The 21,094-nt window shown below is 56.9% G+C and carries 21 protein-coding genes and 1 other RNA gene; 6 read left to right on the forward strand and 16 right to left on the reverse strand.

Going from position 1 to position 21,094, the window contains the following annotated elements; translation table 11 throughout:
- Positions 1-24: 24 nt before the first annotated feature.
- Positions 25-588 carry a TIGR00296 family protein gene (locus BP758_RS02430; protein ID WP_292368371.1) on the reverse strand — a complete coding sequence of 188 codons (564 nt, stop codon included), beginning with the start codon at positions 586-588 and terminating at the stop codon, positions 25-27.
- 111 nt (positions 589-699) lie between these two features.
- Here BP758_RS02430 and rnpB point away from each other — a divergent pair.
- Positions 700-1,047: RNase P RNA component (gene rnpB / locus BP758_RS02435), an RNA gene on the forward strand.
- Positions 1,048-1,095: 48 nt separating this feature from the next.
- Here the strand turns inward: rnpB and BP758_RS02440 are convergent.
- The 4 genes from BP758_RS02440 to BP758_RS02455 form a co-directional block, all read right to left on the reverse strand.
- Entirely contained in the window at positions 1,096-3,210 is a 2,115-nt protein-coding gene (locus BP758_RS02440; protein ID WP_292368373.1) for a type B DNA-directed DNA polymerase, read from the reverse strand.
- Complete coding sequence (locus tag BP758_RS02445; RefSeq protein WP_292368375.1) at positions 3,197-3,436, reverse strand: hypothetical protein; 240 nt, start codon at positions 3,434-3,436, stop codon at positions 3,197-3,199. Before BP758_RS02445 ends, BP758_RS02440 begins: the two co-directional genes overlap by 14 nt.
- A gap of 15 nt (positions 3,437-3,451) precedes the next feature.
- On the reverse strand, positions 3,452-3,973 hold the full coding sequence (locus tag BP758_RS02450; RefSeq protein ID WP_292368377.1) for a hypothetical protein: 522 nt from the start codon (positions 3,971-3,973) through the stop codon (positions 3,452-3,454).
- Between the two features lie 79 nt (positions 3,974-4,052).
- Positions 4,053-4,676: a 2'-5' RNA ligase family protein gene (locus BP758_RS02455; protein ID WP_292368379.1), complete on the reverse strand. Its 624-nt coding sequence runs from the start codon at positions 4,674-4,676 to the stop codon at positions 4,053-4,055.
- 195 nt (positions 4,677-4,871) lie between these two features.
- Here BP758_RS02455 and BP758_RS02460 point away from each other — a divergent pair, with 195 nt between their 5' ends.
- Positions 4,872-5,390 (forward strand): shikimate kinase, encoded by a 519-nt coding sequence (locus tag BP758_RS02460; protein ID WP_292368380.1) that lies wholly within the window; start codon positions 4,872-4,874, stop codon positions 5,388-5,390.
- Between the two features lie 14 nt (positions 5,391-5,404).
- Here the strand turns inward: BP758_RS02460 and BP758_RS02465 are convergent, their stop codons facing one another.
- On the reverse strand, positions 5,405-5,890 hold the full coding sequence (locus tag BP758_RS02465) for a hypothetical protein (RefSeq protein WP_292368382.1): 486 nt from the start codon (positions 5,888-5,890) through the stop codon (positions 5,405-5,407).
- A 26-nt stretch (positions 5,891-5,916) separates the two neighbouring features.
- Complete coding sequence (locus tag BP758_RS02470; protein WP_292368384.1) at positions 5,917-7,761, reverse strand: PAS domain S-box protein; 1,845 nt, start codon at positions 7,759-7,761, stop codon at positions 5,917-5,919.
- Between the two features lie 297 nt (positions 7,762-8,058).
- On the opposite strand from BP758_RS02470, the gene BP758_RS02475 reads away from it, so the two are divergent.
- The 4 genes from BP758_RS02475 (at position 8,059) to BP758_RS02490 (ending at position 11,516) form a co-directional block, all read left to right on the forward strand.
- Positions 8,059-8,187: a hypothetical protein gene (locus tag BP758_RS02475; RefSeq protein WP_292368386.1), complete on the forward strand. Its 129-nt coding sequence runs from the start codon at positions 8,059-8,061 to the stop codon at positions 8,185-8,187.
- Between the two features lie 28 nt (positions 8,188-8,215).
- A complete protein-coding gene (locus BP758_RS02480) occupies positions 8,216-9,733 on the forward strand; it encodes a methyl-accepting chemotaxis protein (RefSeq protein WP_292368388.1) in 1,518 nt (505 codons plus the stop codon).
- Between the two features lie 27 nt (positions 9,734-9,760).
- On the forward strand, positions 9,761-10,291 hold the full coding sequence (locus BP758_RS02485) for a chemotaxis protein CheW (protein ID WP_292368389.1): 531 nt from the start codon (positions 9,761-9,763) through the stop codon (positions 10,289-10,291).
- A 223-nt stretch (positions 10,292-10,514) separates the two neighbouring features.
- Positions 10,515-11,516, forward strand: coding sequence for a response regulator (locus BP758_RS02490; RefSeq protein WP_292368391.1), 1,002 nt, complete (start codon positions 10,515-10,517; stop codon positions 11,514-11,516).
- Between the two features lie 25 nt (positions 11,517-11,541).
- Here BP758_RS02490 and aroC read toward each other — a convergent pair whose 3' ends face one another.
- The 9 genes from aroC to BP758_RS02535 all read right to left on the reverse strand — a co-directional run bounded on the left by aroC (position 11,542) and on the right by BP758_RS02535 (position 20,992).
- The gene (aroC, locus tag BP758_RS02495) at positions 11,542-12,528 is read right to left on the reverse strand and encodes a chorismate synthase (protein ID WP_292368393.1); all 987 of its coding nucleotides are present in this window, start codon (positions 12,526-12,528) and stop codon (positions 11,542-11,544) included.
- Positions 12,525-13,913 (reverse strand): shikimate kinase, encoded by a 1,389-nt coding sequence (locus BP758_RS02500; RefSeq protein WP_292368394.1) that lies wholly within the window; start codon positions 13,911-13,913, stop codon positions 12,525-12,527. Before BP758_RS02500 ends, aroC begins: the two co-directional genes overlap by 4 nt.
- Complete coding sequence (gene aroA / locus BP758_RS02505) at positions 13,910-15,175, reverse strand: 3-phosphoshikimate 1-carboxyvinyltransferase (RefSeq protein WP_292368395.1); 1,266 nt, start codon at positions 15,173-15,175, stop codon at positions 13,910-13,912. The genes BP758_RS02500 and aroA overlap by 4 nt, the downstream gene beginning before the upstream one ends.
- Entirely contained in the window at positions 15,172-15,978 is an 807-nt protein-coding gene (locus BP758_RS02510; RefSeq protein WP_349680494.1) for a prephenate dehydratase, read from the reverse strand. Before BP758_RS02510 ends, aroA begins: the two co-directional genes overlap by 4 nt.
- Entirely contained in the window at positions 15,960-16,784 is an 825-nt protein-coding gene (locus tag BP758_RS02515; RefSeq protein ID WP_292368397.1) for a prephenate dehydrogenase/arogenate dehydrogenase family protein, read from the reverse strand. Before BP758_RS02515 ends, BP758_RS02510 begins: the two co-directional genes overlap by 19 nt.
- A gap of 2 nt (positions 16,785-16,786) precedes the next feature.
- Positions 16,787-17,776: a 3-dehydroquinate synthase II gene (locus BP758_RS02520; RefSeq protein WP_292368398.1), complete on the reverse strand. Its 990-nt coding sequence runs from the start codon at positions 17,774-17,776 to the stop codon at positions 16,787-16,789.
- A complete protein-coding gene (locus tag BP758_RS02525; RefSeq protein ID WP_292368400.1) occupies positions 17,777-18,559 on the reverse strand; it encodes a 2-amino-3,7-dideoxy-D-threo-hept-6-ulosonate synthase in 783 nt (260 codons plus the stop codon).
- Between the two features lie 5 nt (positions 18,560-18,564).
- Positions 18,565-19,356, reverse strand: coding sequence for a 2-amino-3,7-dideoxy-D-threo-hept-6-ulosonate synthase (locus tag BP758_RS02530; protein ID WP_292368402.1), 792 nt, complete (start codon positions 19,354-19,356; stop codon positions 18,565-18,567).
- 451 nt (positions 19,357-19,807) lie between these two features.
- Positions 19,808-20,992, reverse strand: coding sequence for a helix-turn-helix domain-containing protein (locus BP758_RS02535; RefSeq protein ID WP_292368404.1), 1,185 nt, complete (start codon positions 20,990-20,992; stop codon positions 19,808-19,810).
- Positions 20,993-21,094: the final 102 nt, after the last annotated feature.

Raw genomic sequence — 21,094 nt, forward strand, 5'->3', positions numbered from 1 at the left:
CCGCACGGGTGTTAAACCGATCCCTTAAAATGAGCCGGTAAAGATCTGGCCCTCGAACGTGAGGATCTCGGCATTTGCCTGGTGCCAGCACCGGGCGGGAAGCCCGGCTTTCTCGCAGGTGTGGTCAAGGAAGGTCTTCGCATCCCAGCCGTACTCGGTTGCAACCTGCGGGAGCAACAGCCCGCTCGTGCCAAAGCCCCGGGCAATGAGCCCGTGCCGGCCGACTTCTATGTGATTTGGCCGGTCTTCGGGATCGCATTCGAGCGGCACCGGGACGGTGAGGATCGTCACCTCAAAGTCAAGGGATGCGAGCTCGTCCTTTCGTACGCCCGGGAACCGGGGGTCTTCAAGCGCTGCGGCAACCGCGGCATTTTCAATCGCGCCTGCAAGCGGCATCACCGGGTAGGGAAAGCCGATGCAGCCCCGGAGCCGGCCGGCTTTATTAAGCGTTACAAAGACCCCGCGTTTTTCGCCAAAGACCGGGGTGAGAGTCAGGTCCGGTTTTGGCTCTTTATCGATCGCGTACCCGATGGCCCCGCGGGCAAGCCGGGTTGCAAGCACGCCTTCGTCTGCGGTCAGCAGCTGCATGACAGGACACCTCTGTTGTGCAAGATTCTGCACGGCCCGTTTAATTAGTTATTCCTGGATGCGGGATCATCCGCCCCCTTCTTAAAGTCCGTTCGCGCATATGTAGTAGTTGAGAGGGAGAGAGCGGCTGACGGTAGCCCTTAAGAGGCTGCTGAGGAAAGTCCCCCCACCCACCGGGCACGCAGCCGTACGCAAGTACGGGTGGCGAGAGTCACGGCAATGGCACAGAAACGACACGGCCTGTCCCCAGTCATGAAGCGGCTGAGCCCTTCGGGGCGAGAAGTGCAGAAAAACCCTGCACGAGTAACCCGCTGAGCGCTTTAACGGGACAGGATACGGTGAAACGGCGAAACCCTGCGGGTGCAAGCCAGAACAGGGCAATGGATCGTCCGGTATCCGCCCGGGTTTGGCGCAGAGCTGAATGCCGCACAAACAAAAGGAGGCTTACTCCTCCCACTCACTTCTTCTGACAGTATTTCCAACAGGAACATCAGGAAGATACTGTTTTCAGGGATCCCCCTGCACGGGAAACCGGCAAATCATGTCCGGTACTTCGTTGCCAACGCAGACCGTGGTACGATTCGTTTCACCAGAAGAGTTCCCTGTTCTTCTGCACCGGTCTCTTCCCGGTACATCCCGCCGCAGGGCCGGTGTCAGCCCATTCCCTGATTCAGGGGAGTATGCTGCAAGGATCTCGTCACGGGCCCGTTCAAGCAGTGTCCGGTAAAACGCCATATCAAAGGTCATTGCATCCCGGGCAGGTATCGCACGGTAGCGCCGGGCGTCCTCCACCACGTACCGGATCCGCATCCCCGCCGCCACTTCAGCCCCCCGTTCCCGGTATGCCTGCACCGCGGCACCTTCAAGGCAGCGGTAACGGTACACCGTACGGCCGATCTGGCGGCCGATCGCCATCTGGTCCGGGGATGCAGAAGGAAGACCCGCTATTGCATCCCGGAAGGTCTCCCGGACCTTCTCCTTTGTCGTTTCCAGCTCCGCAATCGTCCGTGCCTGCTTTAGCACGTCAAACATCCGGCACTGCATCTCCTGTACGTACGGCGGCGTGTCATGCCGGCGCACCGCAATTCCCCGTACCCGTATGCTCCCGTTCGAGAGCCGGCCGTAGTAGCGGGTGTAGGCGCCAAAGCCGTCTGCGAGCGGCAGGAAAACGATCCAGTCGAAGTGTTCGGCGGTAAGGGGATAGCCCAGCTCACGCTCGACCCGGTCCTTGAGCTTTTTGACCGGCGCTCCCTGCACCCAGAGGCTGTCCACGATCCCGTGGAGGACTGAGTATCCCATCTCTTCTGCAATCTCTTTTGTCCGGATCAGGATCTCCCGGGCCGCGGCCGTGATCGCTTCATGCACCCCGATCCGTCCGAACTTCGCGTTCCGGTACCCTGTGTACCCAAAGCAGGTAACAAGCATCCACTTGAGGATCGCATCGGGACCGGCAAACCGGGGATCGGCCTTTTTCTCCCGTTTGGTCAGTATGCGCAGATCGAGCACCGGTTTAAGTACCGCGGGCAGGAACCCCGGCCGATCGGTATGGCCGAACGTCTCGGGCGAGAGGTTTTCGTGAACGATAATTGAAGGATACAGGGAAGTAAAATCGATCTCCCCGACATTTTCATACGTTCCCGGAACCGGCTGGAACATCATCCCTCCACGGTCGGCGGCCTGGAGTGCAGCGAGCGTGCGCGACTGTTCGGGCTCGCTCTTGCGAAACGGTACTACAATCCCCTTAATCAGGGCCTCGCGGATCTCGTAACTGCTTATAAGCGTCCCGGGCGTGAACCGGGCCGCAAGGTTGGGGGAGAGGCCCGAAAGCCGGGCAGCCATAAGCACCCCGTCAAGCCCGCCTTCACGATACACAAACGACTGTTCCGTGTCGATCAGGATGCGCCCATCGGGGATGAGCGCCGATCCCTTGTGCTCCATCCGCCCGTAACTCCAGTACGAGCGGGCAGACTGTCTGCGGTACTTCCAGTTCCGGGAAAAGGGAAGCGCAATCCCGTGCTGCCCTGCCAGAGCATGGAGCCGGGGCACCAGCGTATCGCTGTCCGGCATGAGGATCACATCCGGGTCACAGAGGGTAAGATATCCCGAGAGATCTTCCAGCACATTTTCAACAGGCCCCGCAAACCGGCGGGTTGCCCCGCCATATTCTGTAGCGATCGCAAGATCCTGCGCAGAGGGCCCCGGGTCACCCCCCACGCGCACTTCCATAAGGGAAAGGTCGTGATCTGCCAGCGGAGAAAAACGCTCTTCCCCGCTACCGGCACACGGGACAAGGGCCTGTTCTGCCATGAACCGCTGGTCCCTGCGGACGTCCACATTGAAGAGATCGACGCCGTACTGTGCCTGCTGTTCGATTGCTTCTGCCACATCACGGCCGGCGTACACGGCATACCCGGGGGTCTCCCCAAAGATCGTGCGGACGGTAGACTCCTTTGCCCCGTACCGCTCTGTAAGCGCTTCGATCATCTCATGGCAGGCAGCCGGATCGTGAAACCGGGCAAAAAACGGCGGATTGTAGGGAGAATGGACCCGGCGTACCCTTCCCCCGCCCTTTATCCAAAGATCGACACCGCCGTCACGGTATGCGGAGTCAAGGATCCACACGGGGCTCTTCCTCTCGATCTGCCTGATTCTGGCGTTTTACGATCTCGACCAGCACCGAGAAGACCACCCCTTCGAGTGCATCGTCGCAACCCGCAAATGCCTCGCTTGAGTGCATCTTTGCCAGCCGGACGAGCGCTTCGCCATAAGGCCGGTCCTCTTTTTTGAGCGCCCGGGCAGACCGGGCCCAGCGCTCGGCAATGCTGTTTACCCCCTGTCGGACGCTCACGACACTTCTTCCCGTTTATACCACCTCCAGCGTCCGCTGCCCGGCCTGCCGCATACCGCTCTCCCGGGCACTGCGGGGGATGTGGTACTGCTGATACGGTTTTGCATCTGTACAGATCTCGACAAACCGCCCGGCCCTCCGGGCAAGCGCAAAGAAGGTGCGGTCGGGGACCGGAGTGTAGAGGATTACGAGCGCTTCGCGGCCGGCATCGGCAAGCGCTCCTGCCACCGGATCGATCATTGCTGCCGCCCCGTCGAAAAGTTCGGGATCGTGCTCGACAAAGATCACCGTGTGGCCGGCCTCCCTTATGACTGTGAGGAGCTGGTGGGCGGTAAAGGCCCGGCGGACTTCCAGGTTTTTCGAGGTCCGGTCCAGGCTAGATAGTATCCGTGAGTAGTTCCCGCTTACATAGAGAACGAGGAACCGTTTGAGATCCGCGGTACTGTTGAGTGCGGCAGCCATCGCTTTTTCCGGCACGACAATGGCGGCGAACGTTCCCGGTTGAAGATACAGCCCTTTCCGGATCTCGATCTGCATGGCACCGGATCACTGCTCACCTGAGGGGGATAAGGATCCAGCCAAGCGGGGGGTGAAAGTGAAAGCGGGTACGGTCGGATCATTCCCCTTCCCGGTCCCCCCAGGCCCGAAGCACCTTGTTGTCCCGGACCCGGGTTGCCCGGCTCTCTGCCTGAGCGCGGGTGAGCATCCGGCGTTGTGAAAAGTCATATTCGCAGATGATCCGCGAGTTTTTCAAAAGGGTTACCCGTATCGGGTGGTACCGGGGACTGACCGGCTCCTGGTTCCGGAAATGCCATTTGATCCGCAGGAACGTGAGCAGATCCAGTTTCATTGCAAGCGTGGAATGGAACCGGAACTCCTCTGCGGAAACCAGGTCATACTCCCGCAGCGTGCAGTACGGGGCAATCGCCTGCATAAGCCGGTACCGGAACTGACGGAGCGCCTCGTCCGGTGTGATCTCCACAAAGACAACCCGCGTTTTCTCAAAAAAACCATATCCGCCGACTTCGTAGTGCGGTGCCGCTTCCTGTCGGCTGCAGATCTCTGCAAAATCCCGGACAAGCCTCTCCCCGTCATCGGTGGAGAAGGGGCCGGCCAGGGTGATATGCGGGACAACGAGCATGGTTCCCAGGCAAAAGGTATCCTGGAGCTCCCGGCTTAAGGTACTGATCTGGCGTTTTGTAGCGCCCATCTGGCGGATATCGATCAGGTAACGGGTCATGGATCAAACCTTGTCCGGCAAGGGCCTGTCGGGCATTAAGCCAGGCTGCACCAAGGGGTTGTTTTCCGGTTTGCCCCGGCACTAAAAGAAAGTCTGGGTCTGTGCATGCGGGCCGGGTATTCCCGTCCATGAGAATATATTCGGGGGAGTACAAAAAAAGAAATAGTGTCAGCGCAGGGCAGCAGGTACACAACTATGCGAAAGGATCCCCAGAGAAATATCGTCCTTACCGGGATGCCGGGTGCAGGCAAGAGCACGGTCGGCGTCATCCTTGCAAAAGTACTCATGATGGGTTTTATCGACACCGATCTCGTGATCCAGGAGCGGACCGGCCTACACCTTCAGGATATCATCGACCGTGACGGCCCCCTGGAGTTCATGAGGATCGAAGAAGCGGCCGTCCTTTCCCTTATGTGCCGGAACACGGTGATCGCAACCGGGGGGAGTGTTGTCTTAAGTCCCCCTGCCATGGAACATCTGAAAGCAAACGGGACGGTTGTCTATCTCAAAGTACCCTGTGAGGAGATAGAAAAGAGACTGGGCAATAGTGCGGGCCGGGGGATTGTCCTTCTCTCCGACCAGACGCTCTGCTCGATGTACAATGATCGCGTTTTGCTGTACGAAAGGTATGCCGATCTCACGATCGATTGCGCCGGCCAGGACTTCGAAAACGTAGTTCAGACACTCCTCTGCCACATGGATCTGCCTGGCTAAAAAGAGGGATGCCGTTATCCCAGGACGCCGTCCGGGAAAGGATAGTACCGGTCAATGACCGTGTACTGGTCTCCTGAGGTCATCGTGAGGGTGACAATGACCCGGTCGTTTCCGGTGGTCCCCATCAGGGTAATGCTCCTTCCCGCGGTCGGGTTATTCGCATGGCCGGACTCGGTGATCCCATCCGATCGGATAACGGTCATGTCCATGCGCTCGACCATCCCGTTACCCATCCCCCCGTTGAACGTTGCGATGATGGTCGGGTTCTCCGTGATCGTGTTGCGCTGGACCGTTACCGATACGGACTCATACGCGGGTACTGTCTGGGTCGGGCCGGGTGTGGAGGAGTACGCCGGTGTGGACGGGGCAGCCGGCAGGGGCGTGCCGGGAAGGGTGACCGGGGTTGTTGGTACCGTAGTATGGTTTGCAATGCATCCTGCAGCAGCAAGAACCGAGATGAAGCAAAGAAAAACAAGGGCGGGTAAGAAGAGCCGGTGCATGGCTGTACTGTGGAAGATCTCCTGATTTAAGTCTTCTTTTTTTTCCGATCGCCGGTTACGGTTTTCCTTTTCTGTACCGGTTTTCTTCTTCTGGCATCGGACACAGGTTCACCATCCGGCAGGACAAGGTCGATGCCGCGATACCCGGTAAAAGAGCCCTGCGGGCTGAACACGGGGATACCGGTGGTCTCGACCGGCAGGCTCTGCCCGTCTTTTGCGATGAGCCGGTTGCGGAAGGACCGGAAGGGTTTGCGGGACGCAAAATGCCGTTCTGCCGCAGCCCGGAGTGCGGCCCTCTCCTGTTCCGGGAACAGGTCATAATAATGCATCCTGTCAATGACTTCACCGGGGGTATACCCAAGAATACCCTCAATTGCCGGGCTGCAGTTCCGGTACATGCCATTTTCATCGGTCTCCCAGAGAATGCCCCCAACTGATTCAGATAATGTTCTGTTCCAGTCTGCCCGGGACTTAAGTTCATGTTCGATTTTTTTCCGTTCCGTTATATCCCGGGCAGATGCATAGATCATGGTAACCCCATTAATGAGGAAACGGGTAGCACAAACTTCAACCTCCTTGATGATCCCTTCTTTGGTGCAATGGCAGGTTTCAAAACGGATCTCTTCACCTAATGTGTGGGACAGTATTCTCCTGCGGAGCCCATTGCCCAGACTGCATACATCCCAGTCTCTTGCATTTAAGGATGCAGCTTCAGCTGCTGAATATCCAAGATGTTTCAGGAATGCAGCGTTCCATTCCTTTAAGTTTCCCTCGTTATCCACAACATGGATTGCATCAGTGGAGGTCTGGAGCAGCAGTTCATAGTGCTGCTTTTTTTTTTCTAGATCCTGTTCAACCATTTTTAATGCGGAAATATCGGTAATCATTGCGAGCGTACTGCTGATGAAGCCTTCAGCGCTGATAACCGGGCTCGTTGATATGAGTGTCCAGCAGGCGCTACCGTCTTTTCGGCGCAGCCGGCGTTCATATCTGTCGCAAATACCCCGTGAACGGTCGGACATTTTCAGGATATGGTCAGGAAGATCCTCCGGGAAGATGAAACTGCTATAATTCCGGCCGATAAGATCTTCCGGCTGCGTATACCCCAGCATCTCGGCCGCTTTCTGGTTGCAGGAAACGATCGTAAACGAAGAATCCCCCACCCAGATCCCTTCATTTGCAGCCTCGAAGATACGGCGGAACCGTGCTTCGCTCTCCCGGAGTGCGGACAGTGTCTGATTGTGCTCTTCGATCTTCCTTAAAAGCCGGGTGTTTGTTGCCGCAAGTGCATCGGTCCGCTCAACGGCATCTTTTTCCAGAGCGGACCGGATAAGCTTTGCTTCCGTGATATCTTCAAAAATGATCGCGGCACCCGGTTTTCCTTCCCCAAAAACCAGCGGGATAAACCGGGCCCTGAATGAATGGAGTGTGCCCCGCCGTTCAAACGCTGTTTCGCAGATGCTTCCCGTCCCGGCAAATGCTCCCTGAACTGCCTCATAGAACGGTCCGGACAGGCGACTGTTGAGCGGAGTCTGGTCAAGACGTTTCCGGAACAGGTCTTCGGAGGGAATCCCGAACCATTCCTGCAGGGCACAATTTGCCTCAAGGATCTCCAGATCCCGGTCGAGAACAAGGATTGGATTGGAGATGAGGTCGAGGATACGGGTAAGGGGGACCCTCTGGCATAAGGTGAACACTTTTGCCCGTCCGATAGTGCGGAGCTCGGCCTGGCCCGAATTGACCAGGGCATTGAGATATTTTGCCGAGGTTGTCCGGTTCAGGGCCAGATGGCGGGAGACCTCTTCGATGGAGAGTCCTTTGGGATTCTGCTGTAACAGGGAACAGATACGTTCCGGGGGGGTCTCATCCATCGGCGGTCTCACCTGATTTCATCCTTTAAAAAAAAGACTATAAAAACAAGACAGTAATGCCAAGCATATACGCTGATTACTAATAATGAGCATAAAACAGAACACATATATACTTGTTCAATAAAGAGGGGATACTGTCCATATTTAATTTAACTTAAAACTTTGCTTGAAGCAGGTGATGAGAATAACCCGATGTCAGTACCAGTGGATGAACACGGTCATCCGGTCGGTTGATCTCTTCCGCAAACCGTTAACAGCGGGAGTTTTCCGGCAAACCCTTTTACCAGGGTGTTCCTGATGGACGAACAACGCTTCGGTAACAGTGAAGATATGTCCTGGCTGAAGTATGCCGAGATCCTTGTTGAGACCGGCATCATTGACGACTGGATTATGTATCGCAGAGATGAATCATCGAAAAAAGAGTAATTTCTTAGTATTCCTATGAGGTTTTTTCATGAGTGAAGATATTGCACAGATAAAACGACTTGAAACAGCGCTCTTTGAGCAGAACCCGTATCCGTCGACTTTGTGGACAAAAAATTTAAAAATTGCCGACTGTAACGCGGCATTCGTTGAACTCACCGGCTTTCCCCGGGACCGGTTATTGTCAATGACCGCCAAGGATGTCAAGGTTATCTCCGCATCCGGCGAGGGATTCGAGGAAGCCGAGCGGTTTAAGCGGGCAGTGAAAGGCGAGTGCGTCTTTGACTTCCCGAGCGGCCAGAAGACCGTTGTCCGCAACACCATCCCGATCTTCGATGAATCGGGAAATATCGAGAATATCCTCACGATCTACCGCGATGTGACCGGGGAACGCGCCGCAGAAAGAGAGGTCGAAGCACGCCAGGTACGGTCTGCAAAGGCCATGGACTACATGAGAAACGAGGTCAACACGATGAGTGCCCTCTACCAGAAGATGGCAGAGGGGGACCTTACCGTCCGGTATAAGATAACCAATCCTGACGAGGATACCAAAGAGGTCCACGACCAGATTGTCAGGCTCCGCGACGCAGTCCGGGGAATTGTTGTCAGCCTTGAGACAAATATCCGCGATGTCAACGGGAAGATGACCGACCTTACCTCCTCTGCAGACACTGCGACAAGCAGCATTGAGGATGGATCCAAAGGCGTCCAGCAGATCGCGCAGAACGCAACAAAGGTCAGTACCAATGCAGAGAAGGCTGCACAGGGCATCGATCAGATCGCAAAGGCCATGCAGGACATGAGCGCGGCAGTCGAAGAGATTACCTCGAACATGGAGTCTGTTTCAAACCTTGCCAAGCAGGCAAACGATCTCTCCCGCAGCGGTGCAACCCTTGCCGGCAATGCAGAGAAGAGTATGCAGAGCATCTCAACTTCGACCGGCCATGTCTATGATATCGTCTCCGAGGTCGAGAAACAGATGGGAGAGATCACAAAGATTGTCGTGATCATCCGCGAACTCGCAAACCAGACCAACCTGCTTGCCCTCAACGCAGCTATCGAGGCTGCCCGGGCCGGCGATGCAGGCCGTGGCTTTGCAGTCGTTGCAACCGAGGTCAAGTCCCTTGCCCAGGAGTCGCGCAACTCGGCAGAACGCATCGAGGAGATGATCTCCGTTCTTACCAAGAGCACCCAGCAGGCCTCGCAGGCAATGGACGAGGCACGGAGCACGGTCGAACAGGGCTCGGGCATGGTAACCGAGACCCTGCATTCGTTCAACAAGATCGCCGATGCTGTCGAGAAAGTGACGGCAAGCACGAGCGAGGTTGCAGCAGCCACCCAGGAGCAGGCGGCAACAACCGAGGAAGTAACCGCGAGCGTGAGCGAGGTCTCTGCCATTGTCGAACAGACCGCAAAAGAAGCCGGCGATGCTGCCGCAGCAACCGAGGAATCCTCAGCAGCCCTTGACGAGATCACCCGCATGATCCAGAATGTCGACAAGATCGCAAAAGAAGCCATGGAAGCCAACCGCAAATTCAAGGTTGACTAACCCCCTGTCGGAATGGAGGTAAAAAACATGGCAGCGGGAAGCACGACCCCCTCACCGTCCGCAAAGGAGCGTTCGCAGGGGGAGAGGAAAGGGAGTATCCAGGTAGTCGAGTTCGCCTTGGGTAAGGAGTACTTTGCCATCGATCTCTTCGATGTCAAGGAAGTGGTCGAGTACACTACGATCACCCGGCTCCCCAATGTCCCCGGTTATGTCCGGGGGATCATCGATCTCCGGGGAGAGATCACCACCATCATCGATCTCAAGCACCGGCTCCATATCACGGATGCCAGCACGGTGGCAGCAGAATCCTCCCGGATTATCGTCCTTGACGAAACCGTCACCAACACCAAGATCGGGATCCTCGTTGACGACGTAACATCCGTTTCAACCTTTGAAGGGGACCAGGTGGATTATACCTCGGTCTCGATAAGCAACGAGGATACTGCGATTATCGGGATCATCAAACGCAAGATCAAGGTAAAAGACAAGGAGAAGAACGAACTGATCATCTGGATCGATATCCGGCGGCTGCTCGCCGATATCGAAACAACTGCCTGAAGACTGTGGAGAACCGGAAAATTTTCCCGGCAACATCGTGTTGCAGGAAACCGGATCCCCGGTGTTTTTTTCTTATGTCCGATATCTGTCGGGATGATAAAGACGAGCGGTGAGTGCCCGGTCCTGCCGGGTCTGTCAGAGGATAATACGGGACGATCTCCATGCACGATGAACATACCGGGAAAACAGGGCGGGAATACCACACCCTGTACCAGGGGGGCCTATGGTAACCCTGCTCTATGTGGACGATGAACCGGCCCTGCTTGAGATAGGAAAGCTGTTTCTCGAATCGCAGGAGGACTTTCAGGTAGAAACGCTCCCGTCTGCAAAACTGGCGCTCGAAAGACTCGGCTGTACACAGCGGTACGATGCAATCCTCTCCGATTACCAGATGCCGGAGATGGACGGGATTGAGTTCTTAAAGGAGGTACGCCGCAAATATGGGGAGGTCCCGTTTATCCTCTTTACCGGGAAAGGCCGGGAAGAGATCGTGATCCAGGCCATCAACAACGGCGCAGACTTCTATGTCCAGAAAGGCGGGGAGCCAAAATCCCAGTTCGCCGAACTGGCGCACCATATCCGTGCGGCAATCGAGCGCCGGACCGCGATTGACAGTCTCCGCCATTCCGAGCAGCGGCTTGCCGATATCATCGATTTTTCCCCGAACCCGATGTTTGCCATCGACAAAAAGGGGGAAGTCATCCTCTGGAACAAGGCAATTGCGGAACTTACCGGCGTACCTTCAGACAGGATGCTCGGGAAAGGGGAGTACGAGTACGGATACGCCCTGTACCGCAGAAGACGGCCCATGCTTGCCGACCTGATTCTTGCAGAAGATGCAGCGTTCGAGAAGGAACACTACCTCTACACCCTTTGCGAAAACCGGACGCTTACTGCCGAAGCCATCCTGACAAAGGATGACGGTACCGAGATCCATCTCTGGGGAAAGGCCAGCCGGCTCTATGAGCCTTCAGGGGATTGTGCCGGAGCCATCGAAACTCTCACGGACATCACCCGGCTCAAGGAGACCGAGGCAAAGCTGAAAAAGGCGTACGACCAGCAGACCCGCATCTTAGAAGAGTTCCAGAAACGGGCTGCCCTGACCCGGGAGAATTACCAGTCGGTTCTTCGGAGTGATGCGCCGGAGACGTCGCACGAGGCCTGCCCGGATCGGTTATCGCAAAAAAAGCCCGCCCGTTCTCCCCGCCATCCGCAGAAGGAATAACCCTCTGCGCACGGTAAAAAAGGTATTACCGGTATTTCTCTTCTTCAAGCACCGCATCGATAAGCACGAGCGCAAGCATTGCTTCGGCCACAGGAAGGATCCGGGGCACAATGCAGGGGTCGTGCCTTCCACCGACCGCGATCTCCGTTGCATTCCCGTGGATGTCACGGGTCTGCTGGACTTTTGCAATCGAGGGGGTGGGCTTTACCGCGATTCTTGCCACGATCTCCTGGCCGCTCGAGATCCCGCCAAGGATACCGCCGGCATGGTTGCTCGTAAATCCCATCTGTGTCATGCCGTCGTTGTTCTCGCTCCCGAAGCGCCCGGCAACCGCAAAACCGTCGCCGATCTCAACGCCTTTTACCGCGCCGATCCCCATGAGTGCGCCGGCAATTGCTGCATCGAGTTTCCCAAAGACCGGGTCGCCAAGTCCCGCCGGGCAGCCGGTGGCCGTGATCTCCGCGATCCCGCCAACCGAATCGCCGGCTGCCTTTGCTGCAAGGATCTCCTGTTCGATCCCGGCGGGATCGGTCTTTGCGTGGACGGAGACGATACGGCTCTTCACGGTGATCCCTTTTTCGGCAAGGACTTTAAGGGCCACTGCGCCGGCTGCAACGCGGCCAACGGTCTCCCGTCCCGAGCTCCGGCCCCCGCCCCGAAAGTCCCGGATCCCGTACTTTTCCTGATACGTGAAATCGGCATGGCCGGGCCGGAACTTCACTTTGATCGTCTCGTAATCGGCGGAATGTACGTCCCTGTTCCTGACAAGAAGCGCTATGGGTGTCCCGGTGGTCTTTCCCTCAAAGACTCCCGAGAGGATCTCGACCCGGTCGGTCTCGTCCCGCGCCGAAGCCAGGGGGGAGGCCCCGGGCCGGCGCCGGTCCAAAAGCGGCTGGATATCTGCGGCGGACAGCGCGAGCCGGGCCGGACAGCCGTCGATAACACAGCCTACCGCGGGCCCGTGGCTCTCGCCAAACGTAGTAACCCTGAAATTGTTGCCAAAGGTGTTCATGCAAGGATCTCCCTGATGGCTGCATCGGGCACATCGATCCCAAAGAAGAGCCGGAACTGGTCTTTTGCCTGGTACACAAAGACATCGGTACCGGGGATCGTGGTGCAGCCGGCCTTCTGCGCTGCCCGGAGGAGCGGGGTAAGCGGCGGGGTGTACACAAGATCAAATACGGTCATCTCCTTCTTGAGCTGATCGGCCCGGAGCGGGCTGGTCATATCGGGCTGCATGCCAAGCGGCGTAGCATTCACGACAAGGTCCGGCCCGATTTTGTCAAAGGCGTCCAAGGGTTTTGCCGTACAGCCGAAGCGTTCCGCGAGCTGCTGCGCTTTCTCGAAGGTCCGGTTGAGGATGGTGACCTCCATCCCGAGATCGATGAGCGCATAAGCTGCTGCTGCGGCAACGCCCCCGGCCCCGAGAAGAACCGCCCGTTTCCCCTTGTACCCGGCAAGAGGTTTCTCGATCCCGATCCAGTCGGTGTTGAAGCCCCGGGCAATCCCGCAGGAGAAGACCACGGTGTTCACGGCCCCGATCTGTTCTGCGGCACGGTCGATCTTGTCGAGGTGCACGATCACGTCCTGCTTAAAGGGGATCGTGACCGAGAGCCCTTTTGCATCGATGTCCCGGGCCACGCGCAGGATGGTCTCAATGGACGAGTCCTCGAACCACGTGTAATGGTAATCCAGGTCGTAGCGGGCAAAGAGCCGGTTGAAGAGGTGGGGGCTCCGGCTGTGGGCGGCCGGCCAGCCGGCAATCCCGAGGATCCGGGTACGGACATCCCGTGAAGGGCCGGTAAGGAGTTCCTCAATTTTGCCCCGCTCGGCATTGGGGACCTTCCCGGTAAGGAACCAGCGGCACGCAGCCTCCCGTTCGGATGCCGCCGTAGAGCCGTTTTTTAAAAGGTTGAGGATCCGGTCGGCTGCCTGTTCCGGCGAGGTCCGGCTGGTATCCACGCAGAAGTCTGCCGATGCCGCATACTGCCGGCGCCGCCGGTCGATCATTTTGCGGATCTCCTCTTTTAACGGCAGGTCGGTGAGCGGCGGCCGGGGGGTATGGGAGAGCCGGCGCTCGATGGTGGCATAATCGGATTTGAGGAGCACGCAGGTGCTCTTCCTTCGCAGGTGCTCCATGTTTGCCGGGTCATTGACCGAGCCGCCGCCGGTACCGATAACGGCATTTTCTGTCGGGAGGCCGGCGATCTCTTGGCGTTCGAGCGCCCGAAACGTCTCTTCCCCGTCGCGTCGGAAGATCTCGGAGATGCTTATCCCGGTCCGGGCCCTGATGAGCGCATCGGTATCGATAAACGGCACGCCGAGTTTTTCTGCAAGGAGGGTCCCGATCGCGGTCTTGCCCGTCCCCCGGTAGCCGGTAAGCACGATCCGCTTCATGCCATCACCGGGGAGAGGATATTCCAGAACTCAGGGAACGACTTTGTGGTGCAGTCGGCCCCGGTGATGGAGACATCGCCGATACCAAGGCCGAGAATCGCAAAGCTCATCGCGGTCCGGTGGTCGTTTGCCGGGTCGATGACCCCGCCGTGGAGCGGCGCAGGATCGATGATGATCCGGTCGTTGTCGGTGGTCACGTTCCCGCCGAGGTGTCGGAGCCGGTCGGCCGTGATCGCCACCCGGTCGCTCTCCTTGTATTTCAGGTGGGAGATGCCGGTGATCACGGTCCGGGATCGCGCAACGGCGGCGACCATGCAGAGGGTCTGGACGGTGTCGGGCGCTGACGACATGTCGATGGTGATGCCCGAGAGCGGTCCCTCGTGCGAGACCGTTACCCGGTCGCCGGCGTACGTGACCTGGCAGCCCATCATCTCAAGCGCATCGAGGAAGCGCCGGTCGCCCTGAACGGAGAGGGGTTGTAACCCGCTGACCGAGACCTTCCCTTCGCAGATCGCCGCAAGGGCAAAGAAATACGAGGCAGACGAGTAATCGCCCTCGATCACATACGTGCGGCCACTGTACCGGTCTTTGGGGCTCACCACGAAATGACGGTAGCCTTCGCGCCGTATTTTCGCCCCGAAGTCGGTCATGACCCCGGCGGTGATATCGAGGTACGACTGCGATGCCGGCGTGCCGGTGATGGTTACGTCCACCGGGCCTTTTGCATAGGGAGCAACCATCAGGACCGACGAGGCATACTGGCTGCTCACCGAACCGTCGATGGTGGCGTAGCCTCCCAGGAGCCGGCCCCCGATGGTGACCGGGGGATAGCCTTCGTTTTTTGCAAACACGATCATTCCCCCGAGACCGTGAAGCGTATCGGCAAGGGGCCCGAACGGCCGTTCCTGCATCCGGGCGCTTCCGGTGAGCGTGACCGGGTTATCGGAAAGGAGGGCGGTGCCCGCAAGCAGGCGCAGCGATGTGCCCGAGTTGTCCAGGTCAAGGACCGTGCCCGGCGGGCAGGAGAGTTTCCCGTTGCAGCCGGCAACCGTGACGCTCTTTGCATCCCCGCTGATCGTTACGCCGAGCTTTGTAAGGGCTGCCGCGGTGAGCTTCGTGTCGTCCGCAATGAGTGGGTTTATGATCGTGCTCTCCCCCTCTGCAAGCGCCGCCGCTACCAGGGCACGGTGGGTGTAACTCTTGGACGGCGGGGCGGTGACGGAAAGTTCGATATTTCTCCTCTGGGGGAGCGTGACTATCATGCCGGAACCTCAATCTTAGGATAGCAGCCAAGTCTTTTGACCGTTGTGATTTGATCCAGCTCATACAGGGCCTCGTCGGTCTTTCCGGTAATGGCATAGTCGAGGAAGAAGACGTACGTCCCCATCCCCCGTTTTGTAGGCCTCGACTCGATCCGGGTCAGGTTGATCCCCTTCCGGGCAAAGACGCCGAGAAGCTCGTAGAGCAGCCCGGCCCGGTCGGTGTCGGGGTCGATTAAGAGGCTGCATTTCCCGGCCGGGCAGCCGGGCCCGGGGCTTTTGGCGATCCGCACGAACCGGGTCGTGTTCTCAGGATTGTTCTCGATGTTAGCGTCCACGACCGGGATATGGTAGATCGCGGCCGCGGAGAGCGGGAGGACCGCCCCGGCGTTCGGGGTCTTTTTTGCTTCAAGGGCACTCGATGCATTGCTGCTCGTGTGGATCACGGGAACACCGAGCCGTTCGAGATACGCGCTGCACTGCTCGTGGGTCTGGGGGTGGACATAGACCACCCGGATCTGCTCTTTTGGCACGGGCGAGGCAAGGTTGTGGTGGACGGGGAGGTACATCTCCGCGGTGATCGAGAGGTCAAACCTCATGAGGCAGTCCATGGTCTCGCCGACCGCGCCGGCCTCGGAGTTCTCGATCGGGACAAGACCGTCGCCTTCTCCTGCCGCAACCGCGGCAAAGACGCCGTGGATGGTGGGTTTGAGCACGATCGTCGTGTCTTTGAGCCGGGTGGCAAGTTCGTGGGAGAACGTGCCCTCGGGCCCGAGCGTGACCAGGGTCATCTCTTCACCATACATTCGATGAGCCGGTCGGTAAGCTCCTGGCCCCGGCCGCAGTAATCTCCCAGGTGCAGGTTGTCTTGTTTGAAGAATGCCTCGAAGGCAGCCGGATCGCCGGATTTTACGATTGCCGAGAGGTCTTCTGCTGCCGCCCGGCAGGCATCGATGACCTCGGGTACGTACGGGTTCTTTTCCAGGATATCGGCATAGAGCGCGCCGTCCTGCGAGAGGAGCCGGCCGACAAGGCCCAGTTCGATCTGGTACACCGGGCTCATGTAGGGTTCGGTGGCCCTGATGTCGCAGCCGCTCCTGCGCATGGCGTCCGCCATGCAGATCGTGACAAAGTGCGTGAGCCCCTGCACGACGGCCATCATCCTGTCGTGCTCTTCGGGGGTTGCCCGGGTGCAGACCGCGCCCTCGCGGGTAAAGATCCCGGTGAGCCGCGCTACGGTCTCTTCCGGTGCCCGGGCCGGGCAGACCACGATCGTCTGGCCGGCAATAGAGGAGACGCTCGGCCCGAACATCGGGTGGAGCCCGATAACGTCTGCCTTTGATGCGAGCATGGCTTTGACGGGCGCCACCTTGAGGGAGGTGAAGTCGCAGAGGAGCTGGCTCTTTTCCATGACCGGGGCGATCTCCGCGATCACATTCTCCGTCTCCCGGATCGGGACCGAGACTACCACGATATCGCAGGTGCCCGCAAGATCCTCTGCCGTGAGCGCGGTCGTGCGTCCCGAGACGAGCGTCTCGTACCCCGCCCGCTCAAAGACCGGGCAAAAGAGCCGGCCCATCTTTCCCGTGCCGCCGATGATTCCTGCCTTCATGCTCACTTCTCGCGGATCGTCTCTTTGACGGCCATGCCGAAGTGCCGGCCGCCTTCGAGCACGCAGCCGAGGATAGTATCTCCTGCTGCAAGGTTCACTACCGAGATCGCGTTCCCGCCGGGGGCAACGAGCCGGATCGTCTCAGCGTTCTGGAGGATCAGGCTTGCCTTTGCGCCGCCTTCGGCTTCTGCATCGACAAGGAGGAGCGGCCGGCGCTCGATCTTGGTCCTGCCGACAATCGCGGACCGGGCTGCGCCGGTCTCGTCCGAGACAAGCACCTGCCCGCCGATGGCAAGATCGGCAAGGTACGCGGTCTTCCCGTCCGGGAGGAGGGTGTAGGCATGGACTGCGCCGGCGTTTACCCGGAAGGGCCGGGGGGCAACGTACGGGTTTTCGAGCGTTTCCGCATGGACAAGGAGCATGGCTGACGAGGTGTTTCCCATCAGCATGCCGTCCCCGTCTTCGAGCATCGAGCAGGTATCCACGCAGACCCGGTCGCCCATGCCCACGGGGCAGATCCTTGTGACCGTGAAGGGCACGAGGTGGACGGTCCCTGCGGCGTTCTTTACCAGTTCTGCGATCTCCTTTACCACGGCAGGTTTGTCGGTCTGCAAGAGGATCCCGTACACGCCTTTCTCAAGAACGGTGAGCGCGAGTTCTGCCTCGTGCCGGTTCTTTACCGCTGCCACGATCCTGTCGGACTGGGCAACAAGGTTTTCGAGCGGGATGACCGTCCAGTCGCTTGTCGTGACGATCACGATCCGGTTCTTGCCCTTCTCCGCTGCCTCGTTCTCGCTTGCCTTGTCGGTGATCCGGCACTCGGCCACGTCTTTCCCCGGCACAAGGTCGCCATCCGGGGCAATGGTGGTGATCCGGCCCAGGCGTTTTACTTCTGCGGCATGCTCTGCCACGATCGCATCCGCACCGCTCTCGATTGCGGTGGTGACAATATCCTTGTTCCACGGCCGGGCATCCACCCAGAACTGCTTCATTTACTGCTTCTCCAGCGCCTTCTTCGGGTCAACGTTGTGGTGCACCACACGGCAGATGGCGTGCACGAATGCCCGGGTGTCCTCACGCTGGAAGGCGTTCCTTCCCATGCAGACACCGGCGCCGCCGGCGGTGACCGAGTCCCGGATCATTTCGAGCGATTCAAGATCGCTGCACTTCTCGCCGCCGGCAACAAAGACCGGCACCGAGCAGGCTTTGGTGATCCTCGCAAATGCCTCGGGGCTCCCGGGGTAGCTGGTCTTGATTAAATCGGCGCCGAGCTCTTCGGCGACCCTTACGCAGTGACCGACCGTCTGCGGGGAGGTCGGGTCGATGCCCTTCCCCCTCGGGTAGATCATGACCAGGAGCGGCATGCCCCAGCGGTTGCAGTCCCGGGCGATCCGTGCGCCGTCTTCAAGCATCTTCGACTCGTTCGGTGCGCCGAGGTTGATGTGGATGGAGACCGCATCGGCGCCGAGCGCGATTGCCTCTTCGACCGTGCAGACCAGCACCTTGTCGTTCGGGTCCGGGTTGAGCGAGGTGCTGCCCGAGAGGTGGACGATGAGGCCGATGTCCCGACCATGCCTGCGGTGGCCGCGCTTGACCATGCCCTTGTGGAGGACGATCGCGTTTGCCCCGCCCTCGCTCACATCGGTGATCACTTTTGTCATATCTAAGAGGCCGTCGATCTGGCCCATGGAGAACCCGTGGTCCATGGGGATGATCACGGCCCTGCCGGTGTTCCTGTCCATTATGCGTTCGATCCGGATTTCCTTGCCAATCATGAGTCTCACCCGTTGAGGACTTTCAGCGCTTCTTCGACGCTCTTGTTCTGGTGCACGATACATGCCGCTGCCCGCACAAACTTGTCCGGGGTCCGGTGCTGGAAGGCGTTCCTGCCGATCGAGATCCCGGCCGCACCGCCCGCCATCGCGCCCTCGATTAATTCTAACGTTGTGCGGTCATCCGTCTTTGAACCTCCGGCGACCACGACCGGCACCGGGCAGCCCCGGGTTACTTCGCGGAAGGACTCCGGGTCGCCGGTGTACACGGTCTTTACGATATCGGCGCCGAGCTCGGCTGCCACCCGGGCGGCGAGCTTGACCTGGTCGAGGTCGTTGTTCTTGGTGATGTTCTTGCCCCTCGGGTACATCATCGCAAGGAGCGGCATCCCCCACTCCATGCACTCGACCGCTACCGTGCCGAGATCGGAGAGCATCTTTGCCTCGCTCTCGGCCCCGATATTGACGTGCATCGAGACCGCATCGGCGCCCATCTTTATGGCGTTTGTGACCGAGTTCACAAGCACCTTCTCGTTTGGGTCCGGCGCAAGCTTCGTGCTTGCCGACAGGTGCAGGATAAGGCCGATGTCCCGCCCGCCCTGCCGGTGGCCGTGGAGCGCAAGACCCACGTGGCCGATTACCGCGTTTGCCCCGCCGTCCGCGATCAGGTTCACGGTCTGGCCCATATCGATAAGGCCCGGGATCGGGCCGTCCGAGACCCCGTGGTCCATCGGGACGATGATCGTCTTCTTCGTATTGCGGTTCATGATTCTTTCCAGGCGGATTTCCTTTCCTCTCATGTTGTGCAACTCCTTTTTTTCAATGCCTTTTTTTAAACAATCAACAATGTGAATCGGTAACTCTCAATCAACTACAATCAACAGCGCCCCTTCGAGCCAGCGAACGAACGATCAGCGGCGAAGGGGCTTACCGGTACCAGGGATAATACCTGAAACCGAAGCTGCTAAAGAAGCTAAAGAAGCCAAAGAAGCTAAAATAGCCGGAAGCGCGATAGCCGGAGCTTGTCGCGTTTGTGCTTTCAGAAACGGAACCTGTTATGCTGCGGACGGTGCTCTCGCTTTTAGAGATAAAGACATTCCCGAGGGAAAAAACCCTCACGGGTGCGGACGCATCCTTCCTGCATGATCATTTGTTTGGGAGTGCTGGTATATAATGGTGTGTGCTAAGGTGTAGCATGGTTGGATCGATATATAAAAAGGGAAGGTTTGAATGAGTCAAGGAACCACATTATTATTGTTTTTTACGGTTTCCATTCTCATCATAATTCTGAGATTTTTCCAAACCACATGCATTTGCGAGAGCATCGAAAGTCTTTTTCAGGATATTTTCGATATTTTCGTTATACTCTTCAATCATAACTTCGGGCAGTGTAAGTATCTCTTTCTGAATTTGTGGAATGTCTCTTTCAAGCATTGGATATCGGTTTTTGTCTGTGCACCGTGTAAACTTCTGCACTCCAACAAGAGTTAAAAATATAATAATTGGTCCTTCGATATTCAATCCCTTTAATGCGAGTAAATAGTTCTTGGATGCGTCTATTATTTTTTCTTCAAATGGGGTCAATGGGATGCACGAATCCTCGATTCCAATAAGATAATTACTACCGACCGATTCAATAATCCCATTTCGAAATAATTGAACATATTCATATGGATTTTTTTCGCCAACTTTGCCAATTTTAACTTTTCCATCGGAATTAAATGTTCCAATGAGTTTATAATCTGTCAACGTTGCAATATCTTTAATAATTTCAGGATATTGTGTAAAATCGATTAATGTTTGAGGATCAAATGCATTAATTGGAATAACATGGAGTATAACTTTTGGAGTTTCGATCGTTTGTAGGGGTGAATCACCGTAATGAATACTATGAATGCGTCGATTAATAAATGTTGAAATTTTATCAAACCGAGATTCCGATAAATTAAATGCATTTCTTAATTCAATGACATCCAATTGGTACTTTCCTTTTGAGTTTCTTGAACAAAATTTATCCCAACCTTTAAAAATAATTCTGTGAGGACTATTCCAACTTTTTTTAATTCTGATAATTATCACATATTTTCCAGTGGACAATTTAATTGAATGTGATTGAGGCGGTGTTATTCGAGGTTGAAGTCCATTTTGAATAATACTATTAATTCTTCGGATTTCTTCATCAGCGTTTGTAATATCCAAACCCACTATTTTTTCTGGAAATCCTGTGTTTCGATTTTCGGTAATCCCAAAAATTATATCTCCCCCATCAGTATTTGCAAAAGAAGAAATATCCGCGAGAAATTCTCTTTTCTCTTCATCATTTCCAACGTTAATTTTTTCTTTATATTCTATTGTTCTTCCTTCTGGAATTTCATTATCAATTAATTTCTGCAAATCTTCTAAATCAATCTCATCGATTTTATTTTTTTGAATCATAATATTTGATTGGTTAATGAGTAAAAATAGATAAAGGTTTTAACCCTCCATATTTCGGAGTTTCCACAATACCGAATTATTCCCAGTGTTTTTCCGGTAATG

The organism is Methanoregula sp. UBA64, assembly GCF_002502735.1.
Lineage (GTDB): Archaea > Halobacteriota > Methanomicrobia > Methanomicrobiales > Methanospirillaceae > Methanoregula.